A 22,893-nucleotide genomic window follows, 5' to 3' on the forward strand; every position below is an offset into this window, starting at 1 on the left:
GGTGGCCCGTTCTGTGTGCCGGGAGGCCCGTGGCGCGTCGTGCTCGTCCCGTCCCGTCGCGCGGACGATCAGCCGAGCAGGTCGCCCACCACGACGGGTTCCGGGACGAGCGATACCCCGAAGCGGTTCAGGACGGTCACCTGCACGAACCGTGCGAGCTCGGCCACCTGCGCGGCCGTCGCCCCGCCGCGGTTCGTGAGCGCGAGGGTGTGCTTCGACGAGATCGCCGCACGGGAGCCCGGCACCGCGTAGCCACGGTGGACGCCGGCGTGCTCGATGAGCCACGCGGCACTGAGCTTGACGTCGTCACCCGCGGGCCAGCGGGGCGCGTCCGTCGGCAGGGTCTCGGCGAACGCCGGCGAGACGATCGGGTTGGTGAAGAACGACCCGGCGCTCCAGGTGTCGTGGTCGTCCCCGTCGAGCACCATGCCCTTCGAGCCGCGCAGCCGCAGGACCTCGTCGCGGACGGTCGTGGGCGGCACGAGCGCACCGAGCTCGACCCCGAGCGAACCGGCGAGCTGCGCGTAGCGCACGGGCACACCGTGCTCCCCCGCGAGCCCGAGCCGGAACTCGACCGTCAGCACGACACCGCGCCGACCGTGCTTGAGGGTCGACGTTCGGTAGCCGAGCGCCAGCTCGGCTGCGGGGACCCACGCGCGCTCCCCCGTGGCCGCATCGAGGAACTCGACGCGGGTGAGCACGTCGGCGAGTTCGACCCCGTAGGCGCCGATGTTCTGCACCGGGGACGCACCGACCGTGCCCGGGATGCCGCTGAGGGCCTCCAGGCCGGTCCAGCCGTTCGCGACGGTCGTGGCGACGAACGGGTCCCACGGTTCCCCCGCCGCGACGCGCACCGTGACGCCGTCGGCGTCGCGGTCGGCGTCGACGCCCGTCGTCCGGACCAGCACGACGGTGCCGTCGAAGCCCTGGTCGGCGACCAGCAGGTTGCTGCCGCCGCCGAGGACGAGCCACTCGTGGTCGTCGAAGGCGTCGAGCGCGTGGGTGACGAGCTCGTCGGTCGTCGTGGCCGTGAGCAGCCGGGTGGCGGCCCCGCCGACGCGGAGCGTCGTCAGGTCGGCCAGCACCGGCTCGGACACGGTCAGCGGAACACCACCGTGACCTGCGCCTTGCCGAGCACGGTCTGCCCGGCGGCGGTCACGGTGAGGTCGATGCGCTTCGGCCGGCCGTCCTCGTCGACGGTGCCGACCTTCGCCACGATGCCGACGGTGGCACCCTGCTCCGGGTCGACGACGACGGGGCGCGTGAAGCGGACACCGTAGCCCGCGACCCAGCCCCTGTCGCCGAGCCACTCGGCGACCGGCTGGACGGCGATGCCCATCGTGAGCATGCCGTGGGCGAGGACACCGGGCAGGCCGACCGAGGCGGCGACGTCGTCGCGGTAGTGGATCGGGTTGAAGTCGCCGGAGGCGCCGGCGTACCGGACCAGCGAGTCGCGCGTGATGTGCACGTCACGCTCGGCGACGACGGTGCCGACCTCGAGCGCGGTGGCGGGTGCGGCGGTCATGCGTCGTCTCCTCGGACCACGAGGGTGGAGGTCGCCGTGACGACGTGCTCCCCCTCGGCGTCGTTCATGGTGCTCTGGGCGGTGACCATCGCGTTGCCGCCGAGGGTCTTCACGCTGGTGACCGTCAGGGTCGCGGTGAGCTCGTCACCGGCGACGATCGGCCGGTCGTACGTGAAGGACTGCTCGCCGTGGACGACGCGCGAGAAGTCGATGCCGGCGTCGGGCTCGTTCAGGAGCTGCGCGAGCGTGGCCTCCTGCACGACGACGGCGAACGTCGGGGGCGCGACCACGTCGGCGTACCCGGCGGCACGTGCGGCGCCCGGATCGTGGTGGACGGGGTTGGTCGCGAAGACCGCACGCGAGAACTCGCGCACCTTCTCGCGGCCGACCAGGTAGGGCTGGGCCGGCGGGAACGTCCTGCCGACGAGCTCGGGGTTCACTGACACCACGGCAGTCTACCGAGGCCCGTCCGGAGGCCGGTGATCGATGAGAACGCTTCAGCTAGACTGTCTGAGACCGATTCGGGGGAATCGGAGCGTGCCGTGCGGCACGGGTTCGTTCGGGACGGGGAGGGCCGATGGACACCACGACGGAGTTCGCCGTGCACACGGGAGACCGGTGCACCGCCATGGAGGTCGCGGCCGCCGCGCTGCGCCGCACGGGCCACCACGTCGAGTCGACGGGTGGCACGATGACCGCGACGGCGGGCAGCCGCACGCTCACCATCCTGCTCGGTGCGCTCGTGCAGCCGGCCCGGGAGTACCGCCGGTACGAGCTGTCGACGGTCGTGGACGGTGCCACCACCACGATCACCCTGCGCCGGGCCGGGCACGGCACGGCCGTGTCGGGCGGCAGCATCGGGGCGAACCGGCGACGGGCCGCCTGGCAGCACGTCACCGCCGCGGTCGAGGACGCGTTCCGTGCGGCCGGGGTGCTCGCGACGCGCACGGACACCGGCTCCCACCGCACGCAGTAGGCCGGCCCGACGGCCTCCGGCGGGTGGCCGCGCGGCGCACCGCCACAGGAGCGGTCACCGGGGACCCGGCCAGCCATCTAGGTTGGGCCCGGGGCCCCGGAAAGGAACCGCCATGAGCATGGAGAGCGCAGCCTGGAGCTCGCTGTACAAGATCTCGTCCGCGCAGGGCGGCAAGCACGGGTTCTCCCGCGCGTCCGTCCGGCGGATCCTGACGTTCGCGGTGCCGTACCGGGCGAAGCTGCTGGTGTTCATCGGACTGTCCGTCATCGGTGCCTTCCTCGCGGTCGCGACGCCGGTCCTCGCCGGTCAGGTGGTCGACGTCATCGTCGCCCGCGGAGAGGTCTCGACGATCGTCCGGCTCGCCGTGGTCATCGCCCTGGTGGCCGTGGCCGACGCCGCCGTGTCGCTGACGACGCGGTGGTACTCGGCGCGGATCGGCGAGGGCGTGATCCTGGACCTCCGCACCGCCGTCTTCGACCACGTGCAGAAGATGCCCATCGCGTTCTTCACCCGCACCCGGACCGGTGCGCTCGTGAGCCGCCTCAACAACGACGTGATCGGCGCCCAGCAGGCCTTCAGCGGCACGCTGTCCGGCGTGGTCACGAACCTCGTGGCGCTGGTCCTCACCCTGATCGTCATGCTCAGCACCTCGTGGCTCGTGACGGTCCTCGCCGTCGTCATGCTCCCGGTCTTCCTGGTCCCCGCGCGCCGGATGGGCAGCCGCCTCGCCGCCCTGCGCCGCGAGGCCGCCGACCACAACTCCGCGATGAGCACCCAGATGACCGAGCGCTTCTCGGCTCCCGGCGCCACCCTCGTCAAGCTGTTCGGCCGACCCGACGAAGAGGCCGAGGAGTTCCGCGTCCGTGCCGCCCGGGTCCGCGACATCGGTGTCCGGACCGCGATGCTGCAGTTCGTCTTCTTCACCGCGCTGATGCTCGTCTCCGCGCTCGCCCTGGCGCTCGTCTACGGGCTCGGCGGCTTCCTCGCGCTCGCCGGCCGGCTGGACACCGGCGAGGTCGTCACCCTGGCGCTCCTGCTCACCCGGCTGTACGCCCCGCTGACGAGCCTGGCGAACGCGCGGGTGGAGATCATGAGCGCCGTGGTCAGCTTCGAGCGCGTCTTCGAGGTGCTCGACCTCGAACCGCTCATCCGGGAGCAGCCCGACGCGGTGACCATCCCCGACGGCCCGGTCTCCGTCGAGTTCGACGACGTCCGGTTCGCCTACCCGTCCGCCGACAAGGTGTCCCTCGCCTCGCTCGAGGAGGTCGCGACGCTGGACACCCGCGGCGGCGAGGAGGTGCTGCACGGCCTGTCCTTCCGGATCGAACCGGGGCAGACCGTCGCCCTGGTCGGCTCGTCCGGAGCCGGCAAGTCCACGGTCGCGCAGCTGCTCTCGCGCCTGTACGACGTCGACAGCGGCGCCGTGCGTCTGGCCGGGACGGACGTCCGCGACGTCACGTTCGCCTCGATGCGACACACCCTCGGCATGGTGACGCAGGACGGCCACCTGTTCCACGAGACCATCCGCTCCAACCTGCGGTTCGCCCGGCCCGAGGCGTCCGACGACGAGGTGTGGGACGCCGTCCGCCGTGCGCGACTCGAGCCGCTTATCCGGTCCCTCCCCGACCAACTGGACACCATGGTGGGCGAACGCGGCTACCGGCTCTCCGGGGGCGAGCGCCAGCGCATGACGATCGCCCGGCTCCTGCTCGCCCAGCCGCGCGTCGTCATCCTCGACGAGGCGACGGCGGCGCTCGACTCGACCTCCGAGGCAGCGGTGCAGGCAGCACTCGGCGAGGCGCTCGAGGGACGGACGGCGATGGTGATCGCGCACCGGCTCTCGACGATCCGCAGCGCGGACGTGATCCTCGTCGTCGAGGACGGCTCGATCGTGGAGCGCGGCACGCACGACGAACTGCTGGCCGCGGGTGGCCGGTACGAGGAGCTGCACCGCACCCAGTTCGCCGCGCAGGAGAACGTCGCGGCCGACGTGCAGGCGGCGGACTGAACGCGCGGCGGGTGGGCCCAGCGGTCGAAGTGAGGCCGGCAACAGAGAAGGCCCCCTGACCCAGGGGATCCTGGACGAGAGGGCCTTGCGTGTAGCGAGGGCGGGACTTGAACCCGCGACCCCACGATTATGAGTCGTGTGCTCTAACCAACTGAGCTACCCCGCCAGAGATCCGGAGCGGCACGCGCACCGGGTCGGAGCCCCGAGTCAGGATTGAACTGACGACCCCCTCCTTACCATGGAGGTGCTCTACCACTGAGCTATCGGGGCGATGTGCCGCGAACGGCACCACACGAGGATAGCAGACCTCCGACGCTGCTCCGGAACCGGACGAGACGCCCGGGCGTGCCGCGTCGTGGGCCGCTAGTTCGCGTTGGTCTTGAGCCACGCCAGCGGGTCCACCGGGACCCCGTCGACGTGCACCTCGAGGTGCAGGTGCGGGCCCGTGGAGTTGCCCGTGCTGCCGACGAGACCGAGGATGTCGCCGACCTCGACGTGCTGGCCGGTGACGACCTTGAAGGAGTTGTCCTCCATGTGGCCGTAGACGCTGACGAACTGCTTGCCGTCCACGTCGTGCTCGACCCAGACGTCGTTGCCGAAGCCGCCGTCGTTCGCCTGCACCTTGATCACGGTGCCGGCGGCGATGACGCCGATCGGGGTGCCCTCGCCCGGGGCGAAGTCGATGCCCATGTGGTTCGTCGAGCAGAACGAGCACCCGGCGACCTGGCGTCCACCGAAGCCCGAGGTGATCGGGACGCCGGTCAGGAACGGCCACTGGATGGTGCCGGTCGGGTCGTTCGTGAAGGTCGAGGAGTCGACGTTCGCGTACTGCGTGGCGTCGGACACCGTGTACTGGTCACGGGCGGTCGATCCGTCGGCCGAGGCACCGACCTGCATCGACTGCGTGGCGCCGTCGACGGTGGCACGGGCAGCGGTCGAGCCGGACGCCGGGACCCAGAGCGCCTGCGCCGGCAGGGAGGTCGAGACGACGAGGCCTGCTGCGAAGAGCAGTGCGCCGACCGCGGTCACGCGCGAGGCAGCACGGCGGAACGACGCGCCCTGCTTCGGGGACCGCACTGCTGCGGGGGTCGTGGCGGCCGTGGACCGGATGTGACGGGTCGCGCGGTCGACCGGGGTCTTCATGGCCGGACGGCTGCTGCGGCGGCGCGATGCGGGGACCTGCCCCGTGACACGACGCGGCTGCGACGCCGAGGCAGCGGCGGCAACGGGAGCCACCCGCTGGGCGTGCACGACGGGCGAGGTGGGGGCCGGCGGCGTCACGATTGGGGAGGCCGGGCGCACGGGCGATGCCGGTGCGAGGTCGATCGGCGACACGGGGGCCGCGGGGGTTCCCGGCGTGACCGCACCGATCACGTCGTCGAAGCTCGGACCCGTCGAGCCCTGTCCCTCCTGCGCCACGACCGTGCCCTTCGCCGCGGCTCGCTCCGCCTCGATCCGAGCGCGTCGGGTCTGGTGGACGACCGGGGTGGCGGCGTCGACGGAACCGTCGGTGGGAGCGGACGACAGAGGAGTACGGGGCATGCGTGCGGTGGCGATCCTGATCAGAGAAGGGCTCACTCGTTGGTAACGAGCAGATAACGGGACCTGAGCACGCTAGCAGGCGAGGTCGCAGGTCGCCAGTCGTGGTCAGGTCCGCCCGGCACCCCCGGACCCGGGGATCGGCACGTCGTCAGGCCCGCACGGCTCCGAGCGCACCGGCCTCGAGACCGCGCACCAGGGCCTCGAGTTCGTCGGCGACGGCGGGGCTCGCGAACAGGAAGGAGCGCGTCCCTCCGGCCTCCCAGATGCGGATGGCCGCGCCGGCCTCCTGCGCGACGAGGGCGCCGCCGGCCATGTCCCACGGGTTGATCCCGCGCTCGTAGTACGCGTCCACCACGCCCGCCCCGACGGCGCAGCAGTCGAGCGACGCCGCTCCCCCGCGGCGGATGTCCCGCACCTCGCCGATGAGTCCGGCCAGCACCGCGACCTGCTCCCGGCGACGGTCGGCCGTGTACCCGAACCCGGTGGCGACGAGCGTCTCGGCGAGCGAACCGGGCGCGGCGACGGACAACGGTTCCCCGTCACGAGTCGCGCCCTGGCCGACGGCCGCGCGGAAGACGGTGCCCGTCGCCGGCGCCACGACGACGCCCGCGATCGGCTCCCAGGTCATCGGGTCGGGTGCGCCGCGCACGACGCCGATGCTCACGCCGTACTCGGCGCTGCCGTACAGGTAGTTGACCGTGCCGTCGATCGGGTCCACCACCCAGGTGATGCCCGAGGCACCGGAGGCCGACCCGGACTCCTCGCCGTGGAAGGCGTCGTCGGGGCGGACCTCGGCGATGCGGGCGCGGATGAGTGCCTCGACCTCGCGGTCGGCGGCCGTGACCACGTCGACGATGCTCGACTTCCGGTCCGCGATCTCGACCCCCTCGGCACGGCGGCGTGCGGCCAGCGCCGCTGCATCACGGGCGATCGACTCGGCGAGGTCGGCGAACTGGGACGGTGTGGGGTCGGATGCCATGCACCCATCCTCCCGGAAACACCATCGGCCCCGTCCGCAGTGGACGGGGCCGATCAGATGGTGGCAAGTGAGGGATTCGAACCCCCGAAGGCTACGCCGGCTGATTTACAGTCAGATCCCTTTGGCCGCTTGGGTAACTTGCCATGCGCACCCAGCCGGTGTGATCACCAACCGAAGGCGCGCACAAAAGCATAGCGGATGGCTGACGGTGGTCGTGACCACCGCGAGCCGATCCGCGCGACCGGAACCGGGCCTCCCTCCCCATCGGCACGGCCCGGACGCCGCTGGCGCGTCGTCCGGAAACCGGCGACGTGGGCCCACCGCCGTTAGGCTGTTCCGCATGGCAGACAGTTCCTTCGACGTGGTCAGCAAGGTCGACAAGATGGAGGCGGAGAACGCCCTCAACCAGGCGGCCAAGGAGATCGAGCAGCGGTACGACTTCAAGGGCGCCGACGCCTCGGTCGCGTTCAGCGGCGAGGACGTCCTGATCAAGGCGAACTCGGAAGAGCGCGCCAAGGCGGTCCTCGACGTGCTGCAGAGCAAGGCGATCAAGCGGAACATCAGCCTGAAGAGCCTGGACGCCGGCGACCCGTACCCCTCGGGCAAGGAGTACCGCATCGAGGTGAAGTTCAAGAACGGCATCGAGCAGGACGTGGCGAAGAAGATCGGCGCGTTCCTGCGGGCCAACGCCCCGAAGACGGTGAAGAGCCAGATCCAGGGTGACGAGCTCCGCGTCTCGTCGAAGAGCCGTGACGACCTGCAGAACACGATCCAGCTCCTCAAGGGTGAAGAGTTCGACGTCCCGTTGCAGTTCATCAACTTCCGCTGACCCGCGGCCCCTGCGAACGACACCCGACACCCCGTGGAGCACTGGCTCAGCGTCGTCATCACCGTCCTGCTCGTCCTGCTGGACCTGGCGATCCGCGTCTTCTCGATCATCTACGTCCCGATCAACCGGAAGCCGCAGACCGCGACGGCGTGGCTGCTCGCGATCTTCCTCATCCCCTACATCGGCTTCATCGTCTTCCTGGTCATCGGGTCGACGAAGCTCCCCCGCGCCCGTCGCGAGAAGCAGACCGAGATCAACGCGTACATCCTCGAGCAGACCGAGGGCATCGAGCGGGTCCGGCGCGACCACCCGTGGCCCGCGTGGCTCGAGAGCGTCACGCGGCTGAACCGCGAACTCGGCGCGATGCCGTTGGTCGGCGGCAACTCCGCGGAGCTCTACCCCGACTCCGAGGAGTCCATCGCCGAGATGACCCGGGCGATCGACCAGTCCCGCCGGTTCGTGCACGTCGAGTTCTACATCGCGACGCTCGACGACACCACGCGCCCGTTCTTCGAGGCGCTCGCGCGGGCGCAGGCCCGTGGGGTGACCGTGCGGTTCCTGCTCGACCACTGGGCCAGCCGCGGGTACCCGGGCTACAAGGACACCCTGTCGTTCATGGACCAGGCGGGCATCGAGTGGCACCTGATGCTGCCCCTCCTCCCGCTGCAGGGGAAGTTCCAGCGCCCCGACCTCCGCAACCACCGGAAGATCATGGTGATCGACGGCTCGGTCGCGTTCACCGGCTCGCAGAACCTGATCGACGCGTCGTACGACATCAAGTCGCACGTCGAGAAGGGCATGGTCTACAAGGACCTGTTCGCCCGGTTCGAGGGACCGGTCGTCGCGGGGCTCAACGCCCTGTTCGTCACCGACTGGTACAGCGAGACCGACGAGCTGCTGCTGCGCGAGAGCGACCCCGTCCAGCGGGCCGACCGCGGCGACGCGCTCGACTGCCAGGTGGTGCCGTCCGGGCCGGGCTTCGACGGCGAGAACAACCTGCGCCTGTTCAACGCGCTGCTCTACTCGGCGCAGCAGAAGGTCTCGATCACGTCGCCGTACTTCGTGCCGGACGACTCGATGCTCTACGCCATCACCACGACGGCGCAGCGCGGGGTCGACGTCGAGCTGTTCGTCGGCGAGATGGGCGACCACGCGATGACCTGGCACGCGCAGCGCTCCTACTACGAAGGACTGCTCCGCGCCGGTGTGCGGATCTGGCTGTACCGCGCGCCGACGATCCTGCACGCGAAGCACTTCACGATCGACGACGAGGTGTCGGTGATCGGGTCGAGCAACATGGACATGCGCTCGTTCAGCCTGAACCTCGAGGTCTCCGTGATGGTGCGCGGGCACCGCTTCGTCGACGCCCTGCGCGAGGTGCAGGAAGCGTACAAGGAGCACAGCTTCGAGCTCACGCTCGACGAGTGGTTCGACCGTCCGCGCCGGTCCAAGGTGCTCGACAACGTCGCGCGGCTCACGGCGGCGTTGCAGTAGCCGCCTGGAGGCCCGGTGCGGCTCCGCCAGGTGCGCTCAGCGCATCGGGACGAGGGACACCAGGGCCCCCACCACCCGCTCGAGCGGGCCGCGACCCAGGAACCGCCGCCACAGCATCGCGAAGACCACCGAGCCGAGGGCGAACCAGCCCCAGGCCTCGACCGACTCGAGGGAGGTCGGCAGCATCGCGATGACCACGAGGTGCCCCGAGTACACCGTCAGCGGCATCGAGCCGACCGCGGCCAGGGGGAACGCGATCCGCTCGGCGACACGCCCGCGGCCGTCGAACACGAGCAGGCACAGGGCGATCACGGCGACCGCCACCCCGGCCGTCCCCACCACGTCGACGACTGACGACGAGTGGTCACGCGGGGACAGGAACAGCTGCGCGAGGGCCTGACCGGCGGTCGAGCCCTCGCCCGCGTACGGGACCCCGGGGAACGCCAGGGCCGCGTCGTCCGGCAGCGGGGCGAGGACCGACCCGGCGACGTACGCGGTGGTGGCGACCAGTGCGCCGGACACGAGGAGCGCAACCTGCCGGCCACGTTCCTCCAGGCCGGCCCGGGCGACCGCGAGACCGACCAGGACGTACGCCAGGAAGGTGACCACGGGGTAGACCAGGCCGAGCTGGACGCCGATCATGCCGGCGTCCGCGTAGGCCGGCGCGATCGTCAGCGCGGCGAGCGGCGACAGCACCGCGCAGAGCGCGGCGATGCTGAGCAGCGCCGCCGGTCGGACGCGGAGCACCGGGACCACCAGCAGGAACAGCACCCCGTAGGTCGGCAGGATCACGTACACGGGGGTGTCGAGCGCCATCAGGGCGAACCCGATGACGACGACCACCACGGCGCGGATGGCGAGCCGGGCACGGATGCGGCCGATGGTGGGCGGGCCGGGCGGGTCGGCACGGCCGCTCGTCAGGCCGATCGAGACCCCGGCGAGGACCGCGAACAGTGTGGACGGGCGGCCGTGGGCGACGGCGGTCCAGGTGGCGGGGTCGGTCCAGTCGAGCTGCTCCGCGATGCCGCCAACGTGTGCGGCCATCATGCCGAGCAGCGCGACCGCACGGGCCACGTCCACGCCCTGCAGCCGTGGCCCCGACGCGGACGCGCCCCGCACCGCGGTGGGCGGGACGGGGCGCGTGTCGGTCATGGTCGTCAGCTGGTCGGGGTGTCGACGCGGCCGAGCGAGACGTCGATCATCTCGTCGCGCGGCACCACCTTGATGCGCTCGCGCCCGTCGACCGCGCCGAGCGCCTGCTCGTGGGTGTCGAGGTGGTGCCAGCCCTCGAGGTCGGTGTACTCGACACCGCGCTCGCGGAGCAGGGCCGGGATGGCCTCGTCGGACGGGTCCTCCGGGGTCCACCAGCTCGCCTGGTCGTTGACGATGTGCTGCACGGTCTCCATCGCGTCGGACTTCGTGTGTCCGATGAGCCCGACCGGACCGCGCTTGATCCAGCCGGTGGCGTACACCCCGGGGATCTGCTGGTTGTCGTCGTCGAGGACCTGGCCCTCGTGGTTCGGGATGACACCGTGCCGCTCGTCGAACGGCACCCCGGGCAGCGGGGAACCGAAGTACCCGACCGCGCGGTAGGCGGCCTGGATCGGGATCTCGCGGATCTCGCCGGTGCCCTCGACGCCGCCCTCGCCGTTCGGACGGGTGCGCTCGTAGCGGATGGCGGTCAGCTTGCCCTGCTCGTCGCCGACGAACTCGATCGGCTTCGCGTAGAAGTGCAGGTGGAGCCGACGGCTGGCCTGGCCGACCTCGCGCGTGCGCCACTGCTCGAGGACACGGTTGATCACCATGACCTGCTTGTTCGTCGCGATCGCGGTCTTCGACGCCTCGTCGTGGTCGAAGTCCTCGTCGTAGACCACCATGTCGACGTCACGGACCTCGCCGAGCTCGCGGAGCTCGAGCGGCGTGAACTTCACCTGCGCCGGACCACGGCGGCCGAAGACGTGCACGTCCGTGACCGGCGATGCCTTCAGGCCCTCGTACACGTTCGCGGGGATCTCGGTCGGCAGCAGGTCGTCGGCGTGCTTCGCCAGGATGCGCGAGACGTCGAGGGCGACGTTGCCGACGCCGATGACCGCGACGCTCTCGGCGTGCAGCGGCCAGGTGCGCGGGACGTCGGGGTGGCCGTCGAACCAGCTCACGAACTCGGCTGCGCCGTACGAGCCGTCGAGGTCGACACCGGGGATGTCGAGGTCGGCGTCCTTGATCGCACCGGTCGAGAACACGACCGCGTTGTAGTGCTTCTTGAGGTCCTCGAGGGTGATGTCCTCGCCGTAGCGGACGTTGCCGAACAGCCGGACGACACCGCGGTCGAGGACGTCACGCAGGGCGTTGATGATGCCCTTGATGCGCGGGTGGTCGGGGGCGACGCCGTACCGGACCAGACCGTAGGGCGCGGGGAGCTGCTCGAACAGGTCGATCGACACGTCGTAGCCGTGCGCCTCGCGCAGCAGGATGTCCGCGGCGTAGATGCCGGCCGGGCCGGCGCCGACGATGGCGAGTCGGAGGGTGGGCACTGATCGTCTCCAGTTCGTTCGGGTGGGGGTTCCCGGGGGCCTCCCGACCGGGCCGCCGTGGGCGTGCCGCGTCGGGAGGGGTGTTCAGCGGCTTCGGTCGACGACGGAGTCCGCGAAGCGGGTGAGTGCCCGTTTCACGGTGCCGTCGGGGAGCGGGGCGAGGGCGGCGACGGCTTCGCGGGCCCAGGCGACGGCGACGGCGCGGGTCGCCGCGGTCGCCTCGTGTTCGCGGAGCGCGGCGACGGCCGACTGGTACGGCGCGGAGTCGACCACGTCGTCGGGCGCACCGTTGACGTCGCGCTCGATGCGCTCGACCAGGTGCTGCGCGGACGGATCGGTCGCGGCCATCCGGCGCAGCTGCAGGACCGGCAGGGTGTCCACGCCTGCGCGCAGGTCGTTGCCGGCGATCTTGCCCGTCTTGTCCGTCGCGGGGGCGAGGTCGATGACGTCGTCGACGAGCTGGAAGGCCACGCCGACCTTCTCGCCGAAGGTACCGACGGCGTCGAGGTAGGCGCGGTCGGCACCGGAGAACATCACGCCGGCGCGTGCCGCGGTGGCGATGAGCGAACCGGTCTTGTCGCTGAGCACCTGGATGTAGTGCTCGAGCGGGTCGTCGTCCGGCTGCGGCCCCGTCGTCTCGTGCAGCTGCCCCATGCAGAGGCGCTGGAAGGTCTCGGCCTGCATCCGGATGCCCTCGGTGCCGAGGTCGGCCGTGATCAGGCTGGCGCGGGCGAAGAGCAGGTCACCGGTCAGGATCGCCACGTTGTTGCCGTAGGTGATCTGCGCGGCGGGGACCCCGCGGCGCACGGGCGCCTCGTCCATGACGTCGTCGTGGTACAGCGACGCCAGGTGCGTGGTCTCGATGCTCACCGCGGCCTTGACCACGGCGTCGGTCACGCCGTCACCGAGCTGGGCGATGAGGAGGGTCAGGGTCGGGCGGATGCGCTTGCCACCGGCGGACAGCAGGTACCGGCTGGTGGTGTCGGCGAGGGTGTCGGTGGAACGCATGGCGTCCTCGAGCCCCTGCTCGACGAGTTCGAGCCCGTCGTCGACCGCGGAGATGAAGCGTCGGTCGGCGGGCGTGGCGAACAACCGCTCGCCGATGCCCAGCGATGCGCGCAGGCTCGGCGCGCGACGTGCGACCGGGACGCTCGGATTCAAGTGCTGCTCCGTCTTCGGGGGTGGTGACCGGTCAGTCGGCGGCCGGGTCGACGCGCGGCTGCTCGCCGGTGTTCTGGTGGTCGCGGCGGGCCTTCGCACGCCGTGCCGCGGACTCGCGCACCGTGTCGGCGACGGGCTTGCGGCCACGGTGCAGTGCGACGATACCGGCCGTCAGGTTGCGGTAGGCGACCACCGAGAAGCCGACACCGCGGAGCCACTGGGTGAGCACCTGCTGGTCGGGCCACGCGTCGATCGACTCGGCGAGGTAGCGGTAGGCGGCCGGGTTGCTGCTCGAGAGCCGCGCGATGCCCGGGAGCACGCGCTTCAGGTAGGTGCCGTAGCCGAAGCGCAGCAGGGCGCGGGGCGGCGTCGAGAACTCACAGATGACGACGCGGCCACCGGGCTTCAGGACGCGCAGCATCTCGGCGAGCGCCTGCTTCGGGTCGTTCACGTTGCGCAGCCCGAACGAGATCGTGACGGCGTCGAACGTGTCGTCGTCGAAGGGCAGCTGCTCGGCGTCGCCCTCGACGAAGGTGATCTCGGGGTGGCGTTCACGGCCGACGGCGATCATGCCGGCGGACAGGTCGAGCGCGGTGACCTCGGCGCCCTTCTTGGCGAAGGCCGCCGCGCTGGTCCCGGTGCCCGCGGCGATGTCGAGGACCTTCTCGCCGGGCTGCGGGTCGACCGCGCGCACCGTGGCGACACGCCACAGCGGGGCGTTGCCCGCCGACAGGATGTCGTTCGTGAGGTCGTACTTGGCCGCGACGTCGTCGAACATCGCCGCCACCTCGTCCGGGCGCTTGTTCAGGTCCGCTCTGCTCACACGATCAATCCTAGAGGTCCCGACCGAGCGTTCACCGGACTCGCAGCCACCCGGGCGGTGCGGGATCGGCGCGTAGCATCGGAGCCGTGACCCGAACCACCACGGCGGCGCCCCCGCTGACGGTCTCGACCCGGATCCTCGACGACCCGGGCGCCGTCCTCCGCCACACGCTCCGCGACCGTCCCCTCGCCTTCGTCCGGAACGGCGACGGCATCGTCGGCATCGGCGAGGCACTCCGGTTCACCTTCACCGGCCCCGACCGGATGCGTGATGCCGCGGCCCTCTGGCGCAGCGTCGTCGAGACCGCCGTCGTCGACGACCCGGTGCAGCTGCGCGGTTCGGGGCTCGTCGCGTTCGGGTCGTTCGCCTTCGCCGACGACTCCGCCGACGAGAGCGTGCTCATCGTGCCCCGGGTGGTCCTCGGTCGGCGGCGCGGCAAGGCCTGGCTGACCGCGATCGACACGACGCTCGGCGCAGAGCCCCTGGCCTTCACCCGGACCTCGGTCCCGGTCCCCCACGTCGGGCCGCACGTCTCCGTCGCGCTGCGTCCCGGGCACATCGACGAGGACACCTACGCCGCCAACGTGTCGGAGGCCGTCCGCCGCATCGTGTCCGGGAGCGCCCGCAAGGTGGTGCTCGCCCGCGACCTCGTCGGCACGCTGCCGCCGGGAGCCGATCGACGGGCGGTCCTGCTCGACCTCGCGGCCGCCTACCCGCAGTGCGTGACCTTCGCGGTGGACGGGCTGATCGGCGCCACCCCCGAGACGCTCGCCCGCACCGACGGCACGCGGCTGACCGCACGGGTGCTCGCCGGCAGCGCCGCCCGGGGCACCGACGAGGTGTCCGACCGGGCTGCAGCAGAGGCCCTGGCCAGCAGCGCCAAGGACGTCGAGGAGCACACCTTCGCGATCGACAGTCTGCTCGCGGCCCTCGCCCCGCTCGCGACGGACCTGCGCGCCGACGCCGAACCGTTCCGGCTGCAGCTGCCGAACCTGTGGCACCTGGCGACGGACGTGCAGGCCACGCTGCCGCCCGACACCACGTCACTGGACGTCGCCGACGCCCTGCACCCGACGGCCGCGGTCGCCGGCACCCCGACCGACGTGGCCGTGCGGTTGGTCGCCGAGCTCGAGGGCGTCGACCGCGGCCGCTACGCCGGGCCGGTCGGCTGGATGAGTGCGACGGGTGACGGCGAGTGGATGCTCGCGCTCCGCAGCGCCCGGATCGACGACGACGGCACCGTCCGAGCCTGGGCGGGGGCCGGGATCGTCGCCGGTTCGGAGCCCGCGCGCGAGGTCGCCGAGACGGCCCTGAAGTTCCGGCCGATCACCGACGCGCTGGCCTGAGGCAGCCGCGCGACCCGCGCGACCGGGTAGCCGCGCGACCCGCGCGACCGCGTAGCCGCGCGGGGCGCAGCCGCGCGACCGGTCAGTCGGCCAGCGGGACCTCGATCACGACCCGCTCGGCGGGGTCGGTGAGCACCCGCTCGAGGTCACCCCACGTCGCCGCCCGGCGGTACTCCCACCCGAGGCCCGTGACGACCCGCTCGACGTCGACGTGCTGCGGGGTCGACATCATCCGCCGCATGTCGGCCTCCGGCGTGGTCTTCGCCACCTCGAGCCCTCGGAAGATCGCGCCACCGTGGTTGTTGCCGACGACGACCTGCACCCGGTGGGTGCGTTCCTCGGTGCCGGTGACGAACGCTCCGAGGTCGTGCAGCAGCGTCAGGTCACCGAGGAGCACGCGGGTGGTGCCCACCGAGGCCGAGGACTGTTCGAGCGCCGCGGCGATGCCGAGCGCGGTCGAGACGGTGCCGTCGATGCCGGCGAGCCCGCGGTTCGCGTGCACCCGGATCTTCTTGCCGAGCACCCGGGCATCGGCTTCACGGATGAGCTGCGACGCCCCGAGGACCAGCCGGTCGTGCGGCCAGGTCACGCCCCAGACGGCCTCGGCGAGCATGGCGCGGTCGACGGGTCGGCGACGGAGCGCGACCTCGTCACGCAGGAACTTGTTCCGCTCGGCGCGGTCGGCGGAGCGCTTGGCGTCGAGGTCCGGGCCGGCGTCGCCGTCCCCCAGGATCCGGCGGCTGGAGCCGACCCAGCGGCCGACCCACGCGCGGTGTTCCGGCCGGGTCCGGCCCGTCACGCGGACGTCGGACACGAAGGTGGTCAATGATTCGCTGGGCCCACGCCGCCGGTTCCCGGGCGACGCGCCAGCGGCGTCCGGGCCGTGCCGGTGGGGAGAGGCGCGGGCCGGGTCGAAGGGGTCGGCCGCCGGTCCGCGGACCACGATCGTCTCGACCCCGTCGCGCTGCAGGAGCGCGGGGATCTCCCTGCTGAGGGTCGGGTGGCCGAGCACGACGGCCCGGCGGACGGCACCGCCGTGGTCCGGGTCGCGCAGCAGCTCGCGGTAGGCCACGACCAGGTTGCGGCCGAAGCGCGCGCCGCTCGAGACCTCGGCGAGGAGCGGCGCCCCGAGTTCCCAGGCGATCCGCTCGGCGTCCTCGCCGGCGTCGTGCCCGGCGATGACGACGGTGCCCGGCTCGTCGTCCGGGGTGAGTTCGGCGACCGGCAGACCGGTGTGCGCCCGGCGGGAGGCGAACGACAGGTCGACCTCGTCGTCCGGCACGGGGCTGACGTGCTCCGGGGCGAGCCCGGCGGACAGCGGCTCGCGGAACGCGACGTTGAGCTGCGCGGGACCGGGCTGCCCGGTGTGCCCCGCTGCGGCGGCGACGGCCTGTCGGGCGAGGGTGCGCAGGGCGTCGCGCACCGAGGCGTCGACGCCGTGCGCCGACGGGGCCTCGACGTCGCGGACGAAGGCGACGGCCTGGCCGAAGATCCCGGGCTGGACGGTGGTCTGGTTGCTGCCGATGCCGCGCAGTTCGTCGGGGCGGTCGGCGCTCAGCATGATCATCGGCACGCCGGAGTGGTGCGCCTCGAGCACGGCGGGGTGCAGGTTCGCCACCGCGGTGCCCGACGTCGTCACCACCGCTGCGGGCCGGTGCGTCTCGACCGCGAGCCCGAGTGCGAAGAACCCGGCGGTCCGTTCGTCCAACCGCACGTGCACGGTCAGCCCACCGGCGCGTTCCAGGGCGACCGCCGCGAGGGCGAGTGCCTGGGAACGCGAACCGGGGCTCACGACGACGTCGGTGACGCCGGCACGCACGAGTTCCTGCAGGAGGGCGAGCGCGCTGTCCGTCGCCGGGCTGCCCGAACCGACGGGGCCGTCAGCGATCGGTGCGGCCGTCGTCGTCGCGCTCGTGGAACTGGTCTTCGAGGTCTCGGAGGGTCGCGTCGTCCTGGTCCTTGTCCGTGAGGGTGGTGCCCGGCTCCGGCGTGGTACCGAGGAAGTCCGGGTCGTCTTCGGGTCCACGGTAGCGGGCCGACGCACCGGGGTGGGCCGCCGGGGTGCGACCGAGCAGGAACCAGAGCACGCCACCGAGGACGGGCAGGATGATGACGAGCAGGAGCCACACGCCGCGACGCAGGGAACGGACACGCTGACGCGGCATCGTGCCGCAGTCGATGGCCGCGTACACCGTGAAGGCGACGGCGGCCACAGCGACGATCAACCACAAGCGGACCATGCGGTGAAGTCTAGGTCGCGACCCTGTGATGCCCCTGCCGGTCGGCGCTTCCGTAGACTCACCGTGTGAAAGCGTGGCTCCTGTACACCCTGGCTCGGCTCGGCATCTTCGTGGTGGCGCTCGTGCTCCTCCTGCTCCTGACGCCGATGCCGTGGTACTGGGCGACGATCGTGGCCGCCCTGGTGGGCCTGCTCGTCTCGTACATCGCCCTGTCCGGACTGCGCACGCAGGTGGCCCTGAGCCTGGCGAACCGCCGCGGAACCCCGGAGCGCGACGCCGACTCGGACTTCGAGGACGACTTCGTCGACGCCGCCGACTCCGACGCGGCGGCCACCCCGACCGACCGTCCGGTGTCCGACGCCGAGCGGCACGGAGCGCGACGGGACGCCGACGCCGACTGACCCCGGACGCGGGACCGTCCAGTCGAGCAGCCGGAACGGCTACGGCTGGACGGCCAGGGTGATCCCGAGCACCACGCCGAAGGCGAGCGAGGCGAACGACGACAGCTGCAGGGCCGTGATGAGCTCGCGGGGCTTCCGTGACGACACCCCGATCGCCAGTGCCGGCAGGGCCAGCAGCAGCGAGAAGTACGTGAAGCCCGTGCGGAAGTACAGCAGCACGAACCAGAGCAGCACGACGTACGGCAGCATCAGGAACAGGCCGAAGAGGACGCGGGCCACCGGACGGCCGACGACCACGGCGAGCGTGCGCTTGCCCGCCAGCTGGTCCTCGTCGATGTCGCGGATGTTGTTCACCATCAGGACCGCGCAGGCGAAGAACCCGGCGGCGACGGCGGCTGCCCAGCCGTTGACGGTGACCTCGCGGATCTGCACGAACTGGGTGCCGAGCACGGCGACCAGTCCGAAGAAGACGAAGACGAAGACCTCGCCGAGGGCGTTGTACCCGTACGGCTTCTTGCCACCGGTGTAGAACCAGGCGGCGACGATGGCGGCGGCCCCCACGAGCAGCAGCCACCACAGCTGGGTGAGCAGCACGATGACCAGGCCGGCGACCGCGGCCAGGCCGAAGAACGTCAGGGCGACGGTGAGCACGGTCCGGGGCTTGGCCAGGCCGGCTCCGGTGAGTCGTGCCGGACCGACGCGGTACTCGTCGGTGCCGCGGACGCCGTCGGAGTAGTCGTTGCTGTAGTTCACGCCGATCTGCAGGAACAGCGCCACGGCCAGGGCGAGCAGCGCGACCGCGAGGTGGCCGTCCTTCGCCAGGTAGTCGCCGAAGTCGCCGGGCTCACCGCTGTCGACGAACGCGACGGCGGTGCCGAGCACGACCGGGACGACACCGAGGGTCAGGGTGCGCAGGCGTGCGCCGCCGATCCAGTCGCGCGCGGTCGCCTTCCGCTTGGTGCGGGCGGGGGCAGCGGCCTTCGCCGGGTTGCCGGACCGGCCCTGCTTCTGCGTCGAGTTCTTCGTTCGTGCCACGAGCACCGATCTTATTGCCGATGCGACCGCCCGGCGGCTCGCGGTCCCGACGAGCGGACCGGGTCGACGAGCGCCTGCACGGCCCGACGGTCGGGTTTGCCCGACGGCAGCATCGGGATCCGGTCCACCAGGACCACGTCGGCGGGGCGGGCGGCACGCCCCAGGGCGGCTCCGACGTGGGCACGCGCGGCCTTGAGGTCGAGCGGCTGCTCGGTGACGACGACCGGGACCTCGCCCCACTCCCCCGCCGAGCGCCTGGCGACGACGGCGCTCTCCTGCCCGGGGAGCCCGCGGACGAGCCGTTCGACCGCACCGAGCTGGACCTTCTCACCGCCGGAGATCACCACGTCGTCGAGGCGTCCGAGCACGCGGACCACGCCGTCGGACAGGGTCGCGGTGTCCCCGGTCCGGTACCAGCGCAGCCCGTCCCGCTCGACGAAGGCCGACGCCGTGCGGGCGTCGTCGTCGAGGTACCCCTCGGCGAGCATCGGCCCGGCCAGGTGCAGCTCGCCGTCGACCAGCGCGGTGCGCACCGTGCCGAACGGGACGCCGTCGTACACGCATCCACCGCTCGTCTCGCTCGCACCGTACGTCGTCACGATCCGGACCCCGGCGTCGAGCGCCCGCTGCCGGAGCGGCGCCGGGGTGGCCTGCCCGCCGACCAGCACCGCGTCGAACCGGGCGAGCGCACGCATGGCGTCGGGGTCGTCGAGGACGCGTGCGAGCTGCACCGGCACCAAGGAGGTGTAGCGACGGGGCGCGGCCGGACCGACGACGAGCCGTTCGGCCGCCTCGGTGAACGCGGCGGCCGCGAAGTGCCCGGGTGGCACGACGACGGGGTCGGTGCCCGCGGTGATCGAGCGGGTCAGGACGTTGATGCCGGCGATGTAGTGCGTCGGCAGGGCGAGCACCCAGCGCCCGGGCCCACCGAGTGCCGCGTCCGCCGCGGCGGCACCGGCGAGGAGCGCCTCGGACGAGAGCGCCACCCGCTTGCCGGTGCCGGTGGACCCGCTCGTCTCGACCACCAGGGCGACCGCCTGACGGACCTCGGCCGGCGGTGGCGTCGGCAGTGCAGGAGCCCCCTCGGCGACGGGGAGCAGTGCGGGGCCGCCGGCGAGTGCTGCCTCCAGGCCGCGCAGCACGGCCGTCGGGTCCGACGTGCCGGTCGCGACCAGCGGACGGGGCATCAGTAGTGCCAGGGGAACGCGGTCCACTCGGGAGCGCGCTTCTCGAGGAACGAGTCGCGACCCTCGACGGCCTCGTCGGTGCCGTAGGCCAGCCGCGTGGCCTCGCCCGCGAACACCTGCTGGCCGACCATGCCGTCGTCCACGGCGTTGAACGCGTACTTGAGCATGCGGATCGCCGTCGGGGACTTGCCGAGCACGATCTCGCCCCAGCGGATCGCCTCCCGCTCCAGGTCGGCGTGCGGCACCACGGCGTTCACCGCACCCATCTCGTACGCGCGCTGGGCGGAGTACTCCTGCGCGAGGAAGAAGACCTCGCGGGCGAACTTCTGCCCGATCTGCTTGGCGTAGTAGGCGCTGCCGTAGCCGCCGTCGAACGAGCCGACGTCGGCATCGGTCTGCTTGAACTTCCCGTGCTCGGCGCTGGCGATGGTGAGGTCGCAGATCGCGTGCAGGGAGTGCCCGCCGCCCGCAGCCCAGCCGGGGACGACCGCGATGACGACCTTGGGCATCATCCGGATCAGGCGCTGGACCTCGAGGATGTGCAGCCGCCCCATCGACGCCTGGGCGGCCGCGGGGTCGACGCCCTCCGGCGGTGCACCCTCGTCGCCGACGTACTGGTAGCCGCTCCGCCCCCGGATGCGCTGGTCGCCGCCGGAGCAGAACGCCCACCCGCCGTCCTTCGGGCTCGGGCCGTTGCCGGTGAGCAGCACGACGCCGACACGGGGGTCCTGCCGGGCGTCGTCGAGGGCGCGGTACAGCTCGTCGACCGTGCGCGGGCGGAAGGCGTTGCGGACCTCGGGACGGTCGAAGGCGACCCGGACGATGCCCTTGGAGACGTGCTTGTGGTACGTGATGTCGGTGAACTGCTCCGCGATCGGAGCGGGGGTCCAGACGTCGGGGTCGAACAGGTCGGAGACGGGAGCAGCCATGCTCCCAACGTACCGCCGGGCGTCTGGCGGGTCAGGCGCCCATGTCGGTCAGGATCTCCGGCGCGACGAACACCATGATCACGATGAGGATCACGGGGTTCGCGAAAAACGCCAGGACGACCCCGACGGCGCCGTACCAGCGCCCGAACGAGCCGACGGCGGCAACGAACCCGAGCACGGCGGCGACGAGCGTCAGGAACACGACGACGAAGCAAATGCCGAAGGCGAAGTTCGTGTCACCGCCCATGAACACGGCGAAGGCACTGGCGTCGACCGCGGCGGAGACGACGGCGAGGCCGAGTGCGATCTTGCCGACGACCGGGTTGCGGCGCCTCGTGGCACCCGTCTGCCGCACGTCGACGGTGTTGCGCTGCATGAGGCGGGCGAAGTCGTCGGAATCGCGCCCGGGAGCCGCCGCGGGTCGAGCGCCCGCTGCCGGTCGGGCTGCCGCCGCTGGTCGGGCAGCGGCCGCCGATCGGGCTGCCGACGCCGGACGGGCCGCGGCGCCCGACGGGTCGGACGGGCGCTGCGATGCGCGTTGCTGTGCTGCGCGCTGCCGCGGATCCACCGCCACCGAGCCTCCATCGTCTTCGGGTCGTTCCCCTGCCGACCGAGGCCGACCGATGCATGCTAATGCCCTGCCCTGGCGGTCCCCTCCGAGGAACCGGCGGGCCCCCTGGGTGCGGTGGGAGGATGTCGGACGTGCTCCCCGACCTCGCCGAACTCCTCGCCGACGCCCACGTGGTGGCCCTGCCGATGCGCGTGCGGTTCCGCGGCATCACCACGCGCGAGGCGGTCGTGCTGCGCGGCCCCGCAGGCTGGACCGAGTTCTCGCCGTTCGTCGAGTACGACGACGCCGAGGCCGCCGCCTGGCTGCGGGCCACCGTCGACTTCGGGTGGACGGACCACGAACCGGCCGCCGACTCCGTGCCGGTCAACGCCACGGTCCCGGCGATCGCCGCCGACGCCGTCGCCGACCTGCTCGCGCGGTACCCCGGCTGCACCACCGCCAAGGTCAAGGTCGCGGAGCCCGGCACGACGGTCGACGACGACGTCGCCCGTGTCGCCGCGGTCCGCCGGGTGATGGGGCCCGAGGCCGCGGTCCGGGTCGACGCGAACGGGCTGTGGAGCGTGGAGCAGGCCAGCGCAGCACTGGAGCGGCTCGCACCGTTCGACCTGCAGTACGCCGAGCAGCCCTGTGCGACGGTGCCCGAACTCGCCGAGCTCCGGTCGCGCGTCGCCGGTCTCGGGGTCCGGGTCGCCGCCGACGAGAGCGTCCGGAAGGCGAGCGACCCCCTCGCCGTCGCCCGGGCCGGTGCCGCCGACGTCCTGGTCGTGAAGGCCCAGCCGCTCGGCGGGATCAGCGCGGCCCGTGCCGTCATCGCCGACGCCGGGTTGCCGTGCGTCGTCTCCAGCGCGCTCGACACCTCGGTCGGGCTCGGGATGGGAGCGTTCCTGGCCGCCGCGGCGATGACCCCCGGGTACGCCGCAGGGCTCGGGACGGCGGTGATGTTCGCCGGGGACGTCACGGCCGATCCCCTGTTGCCGGTCGGCGGTCGGGTTCCGGTGCGCCGGGCCGACGTCGCGCCCGAGCTGGTGGAGCGGTCCGCCGCGTCGCCGGAGCGCACGGCGTGGTGGCGTGCGCGGGTGGCCCGCGTGCATGCACTGCTCGCCGCCGGGTAGCGCACCCGCCGCGTCCTCACGAGACGCCGTCGTCTCCGCAAGACGCCGGCGTCTCCTTTCGGCGCCGCCACGTCATCGAGACGCCGCCGAGTCGGCGAGACGCCGCCGAAACCTGCGGCGTCTCGCCGACGACGCGGCGTCCCACCGACACGACGGCGTCTTCCTGGCCGTGCACGCGACCCGACGACGGACGGGAGGCACGGT

Annotated in this window: 22 protein-coding genes and 3 tRNA genes; 7 read left to right on the plus strand and 18 right to left on the minus strand. The window is 72.2% G+C overall.

Annotated elements, in window-relative coordinates; all coding sequences use genetic code 11:
- Nucleotides 1-68 precede the first annotated feature (68 nt).
- Genes BIU89_RS14065 through BIU89_RS14075 form a run of 3 tightly spaced genes read right to left on the minus strand, consistent with a single transcriptional unit; the run spans nt 69 to nt 1,971 of the window.
- The gene (locus BIU89_RS14065) at nt 69-1,097 is read right to left on the minus strand and encodes a UDP-N-acetylmuramate dehydrogenase (RefSeq protein ID WP_083404381.1); all 1,029 of its coding nucleotides are present in this window, start codon (nt 1,095-1,097) and stop codon (nt 69-71) included.
- A 2-nt stretch (nt 1,098-1,099) separates the two neighbouring features.
- Entirely contained in the window at nt 1,100-1,525 is a 426-nt protein-coding gene (locus tag BIU89_RS14070) for a MaoC/PaaZ C-terminal domain-containing protein (protein ID WP_071247385.1), read from the minus strand.
- Complete coding sequence (locus BIU89_RS14075; RefSeq protein ID WP_083404408.1) at nt 1,522-1,971, minus strand: FAS1-like dehydratase domain-containing protein; 450 nt, start codon at nt 1,969-1,971, stop codon at nt 1,522-1,524. The genes BIU89_RS14070 and BIU89_RS14075 overlap by 4 nt, the downstream gene beginning before the upstream one ends.
- 131 nt (nt 1,972-2,102) lie before the next feature.
- On the opposite strand from BIU89_RS14075, the gene BIU89_RS14080 reads away from it, so the two are divergent.
- On the plus strand, nt 2,103-2,501 hold the full coding sequence (locus tag BIU89_RS14080) for a hypothetical protein (RefSeq protein ID WP_071247389.1): 399 nt from the start codon (nt 2,103-2,105) through the stop codon (nt 2,499-2,501).
- A gap of 112 nt (nt 2,502-2,613) precedes the next feature.
- Nucleotides 2,614-4,509 carry an ABC transporter ATP-binding protein gene (locus BIU89_RS14085; protein ID WP_071247391.1) on the plus strand — a complete coding sequence of 632 codons (1,896 nt, stop codon included), beginning with the start codon at nt 2,614-2,616 and terminating at the stop codon, nt 4,507-4,509.
- Nucleotides 4,510-4,601: 92 nt separating this feature from the next.
- On the opposite strand, the gene BIU89_RS14090 is transcribed toward BIU89_RS14085, so the two are convergent.
- The 5 genes from BIU89_RS14090 to BIU89_RS14110 all read right to left on the minus strand — a co-directional run bounded on the left by BIU89_RS14090 (nt 4,602) and on the right by BIU89_RS14110 (nt 7,173).
- Nucleotides 4,602-4,675: transfer RNA gene (locus tag BIU89_RS14090), tRNA-Met, on the minus strand.
- 32 nt (nt 4,676-4,707) lie between these two features.
- Nucleotides 4,708-4,779 (minus strand) — tRNA-Thr (locus BIU89_RS14095).
- Nucleotides 4,780-4,872: 93 nt separating this feature from the next.
- Nucleotides 4,873-6,051: a M23 family metallopeptidase gene (locus BIU89_RS14100; protein ID WP_071247393.1), complete on the minus strand. Its 1,179-nt coding sequence runs from the start codon at nt 6,049-6,051 to the stop codon at nt 4,873-4,875.
- A 148-nt stretch (nt 6,052-6,199) separates the two neighbouring features.
- A complete protein-coding gene (locus tag BIU89_RS14105) occupies nt 6,200-7,030 on the minus strand; it encodes an inositol monophosphatase family protein (RefSeq protein WP_071247394.1) in 831 nt (276 codons plus the stop codon).
- Between the two features lie 58 nt (nt 7,031-7,088).
- A tRNA-Tyr gene (locus BIU89_RS14110) sits at nt 7,089-7,173 on the minus strand.
- Nucleotides 7,174-7,370: 197 nt separating this feature from the next.
- Here BIU89_RS14110 and BIU89_RS14115 point away from each other — a divergent pair.
- Both BIU89_RS14115 and cls read left to right on the plus strand, forming a co-directional pair.
- Complete coding sequence (locus BIU89_RS14115) at nt 7,371-7,859, plus strand: YajQ family cyclic di-GMP-binding protein (protein WP_017888627.1); 489 nt, start codon at nt 7,371-7,373, stop codon at nt 7,857-7,859.
- 33 nt (nt 7,860-7,892) lie between these two features.
- On the plus strand, nt 7,893-9,353 hold the full coding sequence (gene cls, locus BIU89_RS14120) for a cardiolipin synthase (RefSeq protein WP_071247396.1): 1,461 nt from the start codon (nt 7,893-7,895) through the stop codon (nt 9,351-9,353).
- Nucleotides 9,354-9,389: 36 nt separating this feature from the next.
- Here cls and BIU89_RS14125 read toward each other — a convergent pair whose 3' ends face one another.
- The 4 genes from BIU89_RS14125 to BIU89_RS14140 all read right to left on the minus strand — a co-directional run bounded on the left by BIU89_RS14125 (nt 9,390) and on the right by BIU89_RS14140 (nt 13,868).
- On the minus strand, nt 9,390-10,505 hold the full coding sequence (locus tag BIU89_RS14125) for a heparan-alpha-glucosaminide N-acetyltransferase domain-containing protein (RefSeq protein WP_071247398.1): 1,116 nt from the start codon (nt 10,503-10,505) through the stop codon (nt 9,390-9,392).
- A gap of 5 nt (nt 10,506-10,510) precedes the next feature.
- Nucleotides 10,511-11,884 carry an FAD-dependent oxidoreductase gene (locus BIU89_RS14130; protein ID WP_071247400.1) on the minus strand — a complete coding sequence of 458 codons (1,374 nt, stop codon included), beginning with the start codon at nt 11,882-11,884 and terminating at the stop codon, nt 10,511-10,513.
- 84 nt (nt 11,885-11,968) lie between these two features.
- The gene (locus tag BIU89_RS14135; protein ID WP_027466355.1) at nt 11,969-13,045 is read right to left on the minus strand and encodes a polyprenyl synthetase family protein; all 1,077 of its coding nucleotides are present in this window, start codon (nt 13,043-13,045) and stop codon (nt 11,969-11,971) included.
- 31 nt (nt 13,046-13,076) lie between these two features.
- A complete protein-coding gene (locus BIU89_RS14140; protein WP_017888622.1) occupies nt 13,077-13,868 on the minus strand; it encodes a demethylmenaquinone methyltransferase in 792 nt (263 codons plus the stop codon).
- A gap of 86 nt (nt 13,869-13,954) precedes the next feature.
- On the opposite strand from BIU89_RS14140, the gene BIU89_RS14145 reads away from it, so the two are divergent.
- The gene (locus BIU89_RS14145; protein ID WP_071247401.1) at nt 13,955-15,214 is read left to right on the plus strand and encodes an isochorismate synthase; all 1,260 of its coding nucleotides are present in this window, start codon (nt 13,955-13,957) and stop codon (nt 15,212-15,214) included.
- An 82-nt stretch (nt 15,215-15,296) separates the two neighbouring features.
- On the opposite strand, the gene menD is transcribed toward BIU89_RS14145, so the two are convergent.
- Nucleotides 15,297-17,102, minus strand: coding sequence for a 2-succinyl-5-enolpyruvyl-6-hydroxy-3-cyclohexene-1-carboxylic-acid synthase (menD, locus tag BIU89_RS14150; protein WP_071247882.1), 1,806 nt, complete (start codon nt 17,100-17,102; stop codon nt 15,297-15,299).
- The gene (locus BIU89_RS14155; protein WP_071247403.1) at nt 17,095-17,454 is read right to left on the minus strand and encodes a PLDc N-terminal domain-containing protein; all 360 of its coding nucleotides are present in this window, start codon (nt 17,452-17,454) and stop codon (nt 17,095-17,097) included. Before BIU89_RS14155 ends, menD begins: the two co-directional genes overlap by 8 nt.
- A gap of 65 nt (nt 17,455-17,519) precedes the next feature.
- Here BIU89_RS14155 and BIU89_RS14160 point away from each other — a divergent pair, with 65 nt between their 5' ends.
- Nucleotides 17,520-17,855, plus strand: coding sequence for a DUF4229 domain-containing protein (locus BIU89_RS14160; RefSeq protein WP_071247405.1), 336 nt, complete (start codon nt 17,520-17,522; stop codon nt 17,853-17,855).
- A 39-nt stretch (nt 17,856-17,894) separates the two neighbouring features.
- Here BIU89_RS14160 and BIU89_RS14165 read toward each other — a convergent pair whose 3' ends face one another.
- The 4 genes from BIU89_RS14165 to BIU89_RS14180 are packed head-to-tail and all read right to left on the minus strand — an operon-like array spanning nt 17,895 to nt 21,382.
- Nucleotides 17,895-18,896: a 1,4-dihydroxy-2-naphthoate polyprenyltransferase gene (locus tag BIU89_RS14165; RefSeq protein WP_071247407.1), complete on the minus strand. Its 1,002-nt coding sequence runs from the start codon at nt 18,894-18,896 to the stop codon at nt 17,895-17,897.
- A gap of 5 nt (nt 18,897-18,901) precedes the next feature.
- Nucleotides 18,902-20,077, minus strand: a complete 1,176-nt coding sequence (locus tag BIU89_RS14170; RefSeq protein WP_071247409.1) for an AMP-binding protein — start codon at nt 20,075-20,077, stop codon at nt 18,902-18,904.
- Nucleotides 20,077-21,006: a 1,4-dihydroxy-2-naphthoyl-CoA synthase gene (locus tag BIU89_RS14175; protein ID WP_027466349.1), complete on the minus strand. Its 930-nt coding sequence runs from the start codon at nt 21,004-21,006 to the stop codon at nt 20,077-20,079. The genes BIU89_RS14170 and BIU89_RS14175 overlap by 1 nt, the downstream gene beginning before the upstream one ends.
- A 31-nt stretch (nt 21,007-21,037) precedes the next feature.
- Entirely contained in the window at nt 21,038-21,382 is a 345-nt protein-coding gene (locus BIU89_RS14180) for a hypothetical protein (RefSeq protein ID WP_027466348.1), read from the minus strand.
- A gap of 317 nt (nt 21,383-21,699) precedes the next feature.
- Between BIU89_RS14180 and BIU89_RS14185 the strand changes: the two genes are divergently transcribed.
- A complete protein-coding gene (locus tag BIU89_RS14185; RefSeq protein ID WP_071247412.1) occupies nt 21,700-22,689 on the plus strand; it encodes an o-succinylbenzoate synthase in 990 nt (329 codons plus the stop codon).
- The last annotated feature ends 204 nt before the right edge of the window (nt 22,690-22,893 follow it).

This window comes from Curtobacterium sp. MCBA15_005, assembly GCF_001864855.1.
GTDB lineage: Bacteria > Actinomycetota > Actinomycetes > Actinomycetales > Microbacteriaceae > Curtobacterium > Curtobacterium flaccumfaciens.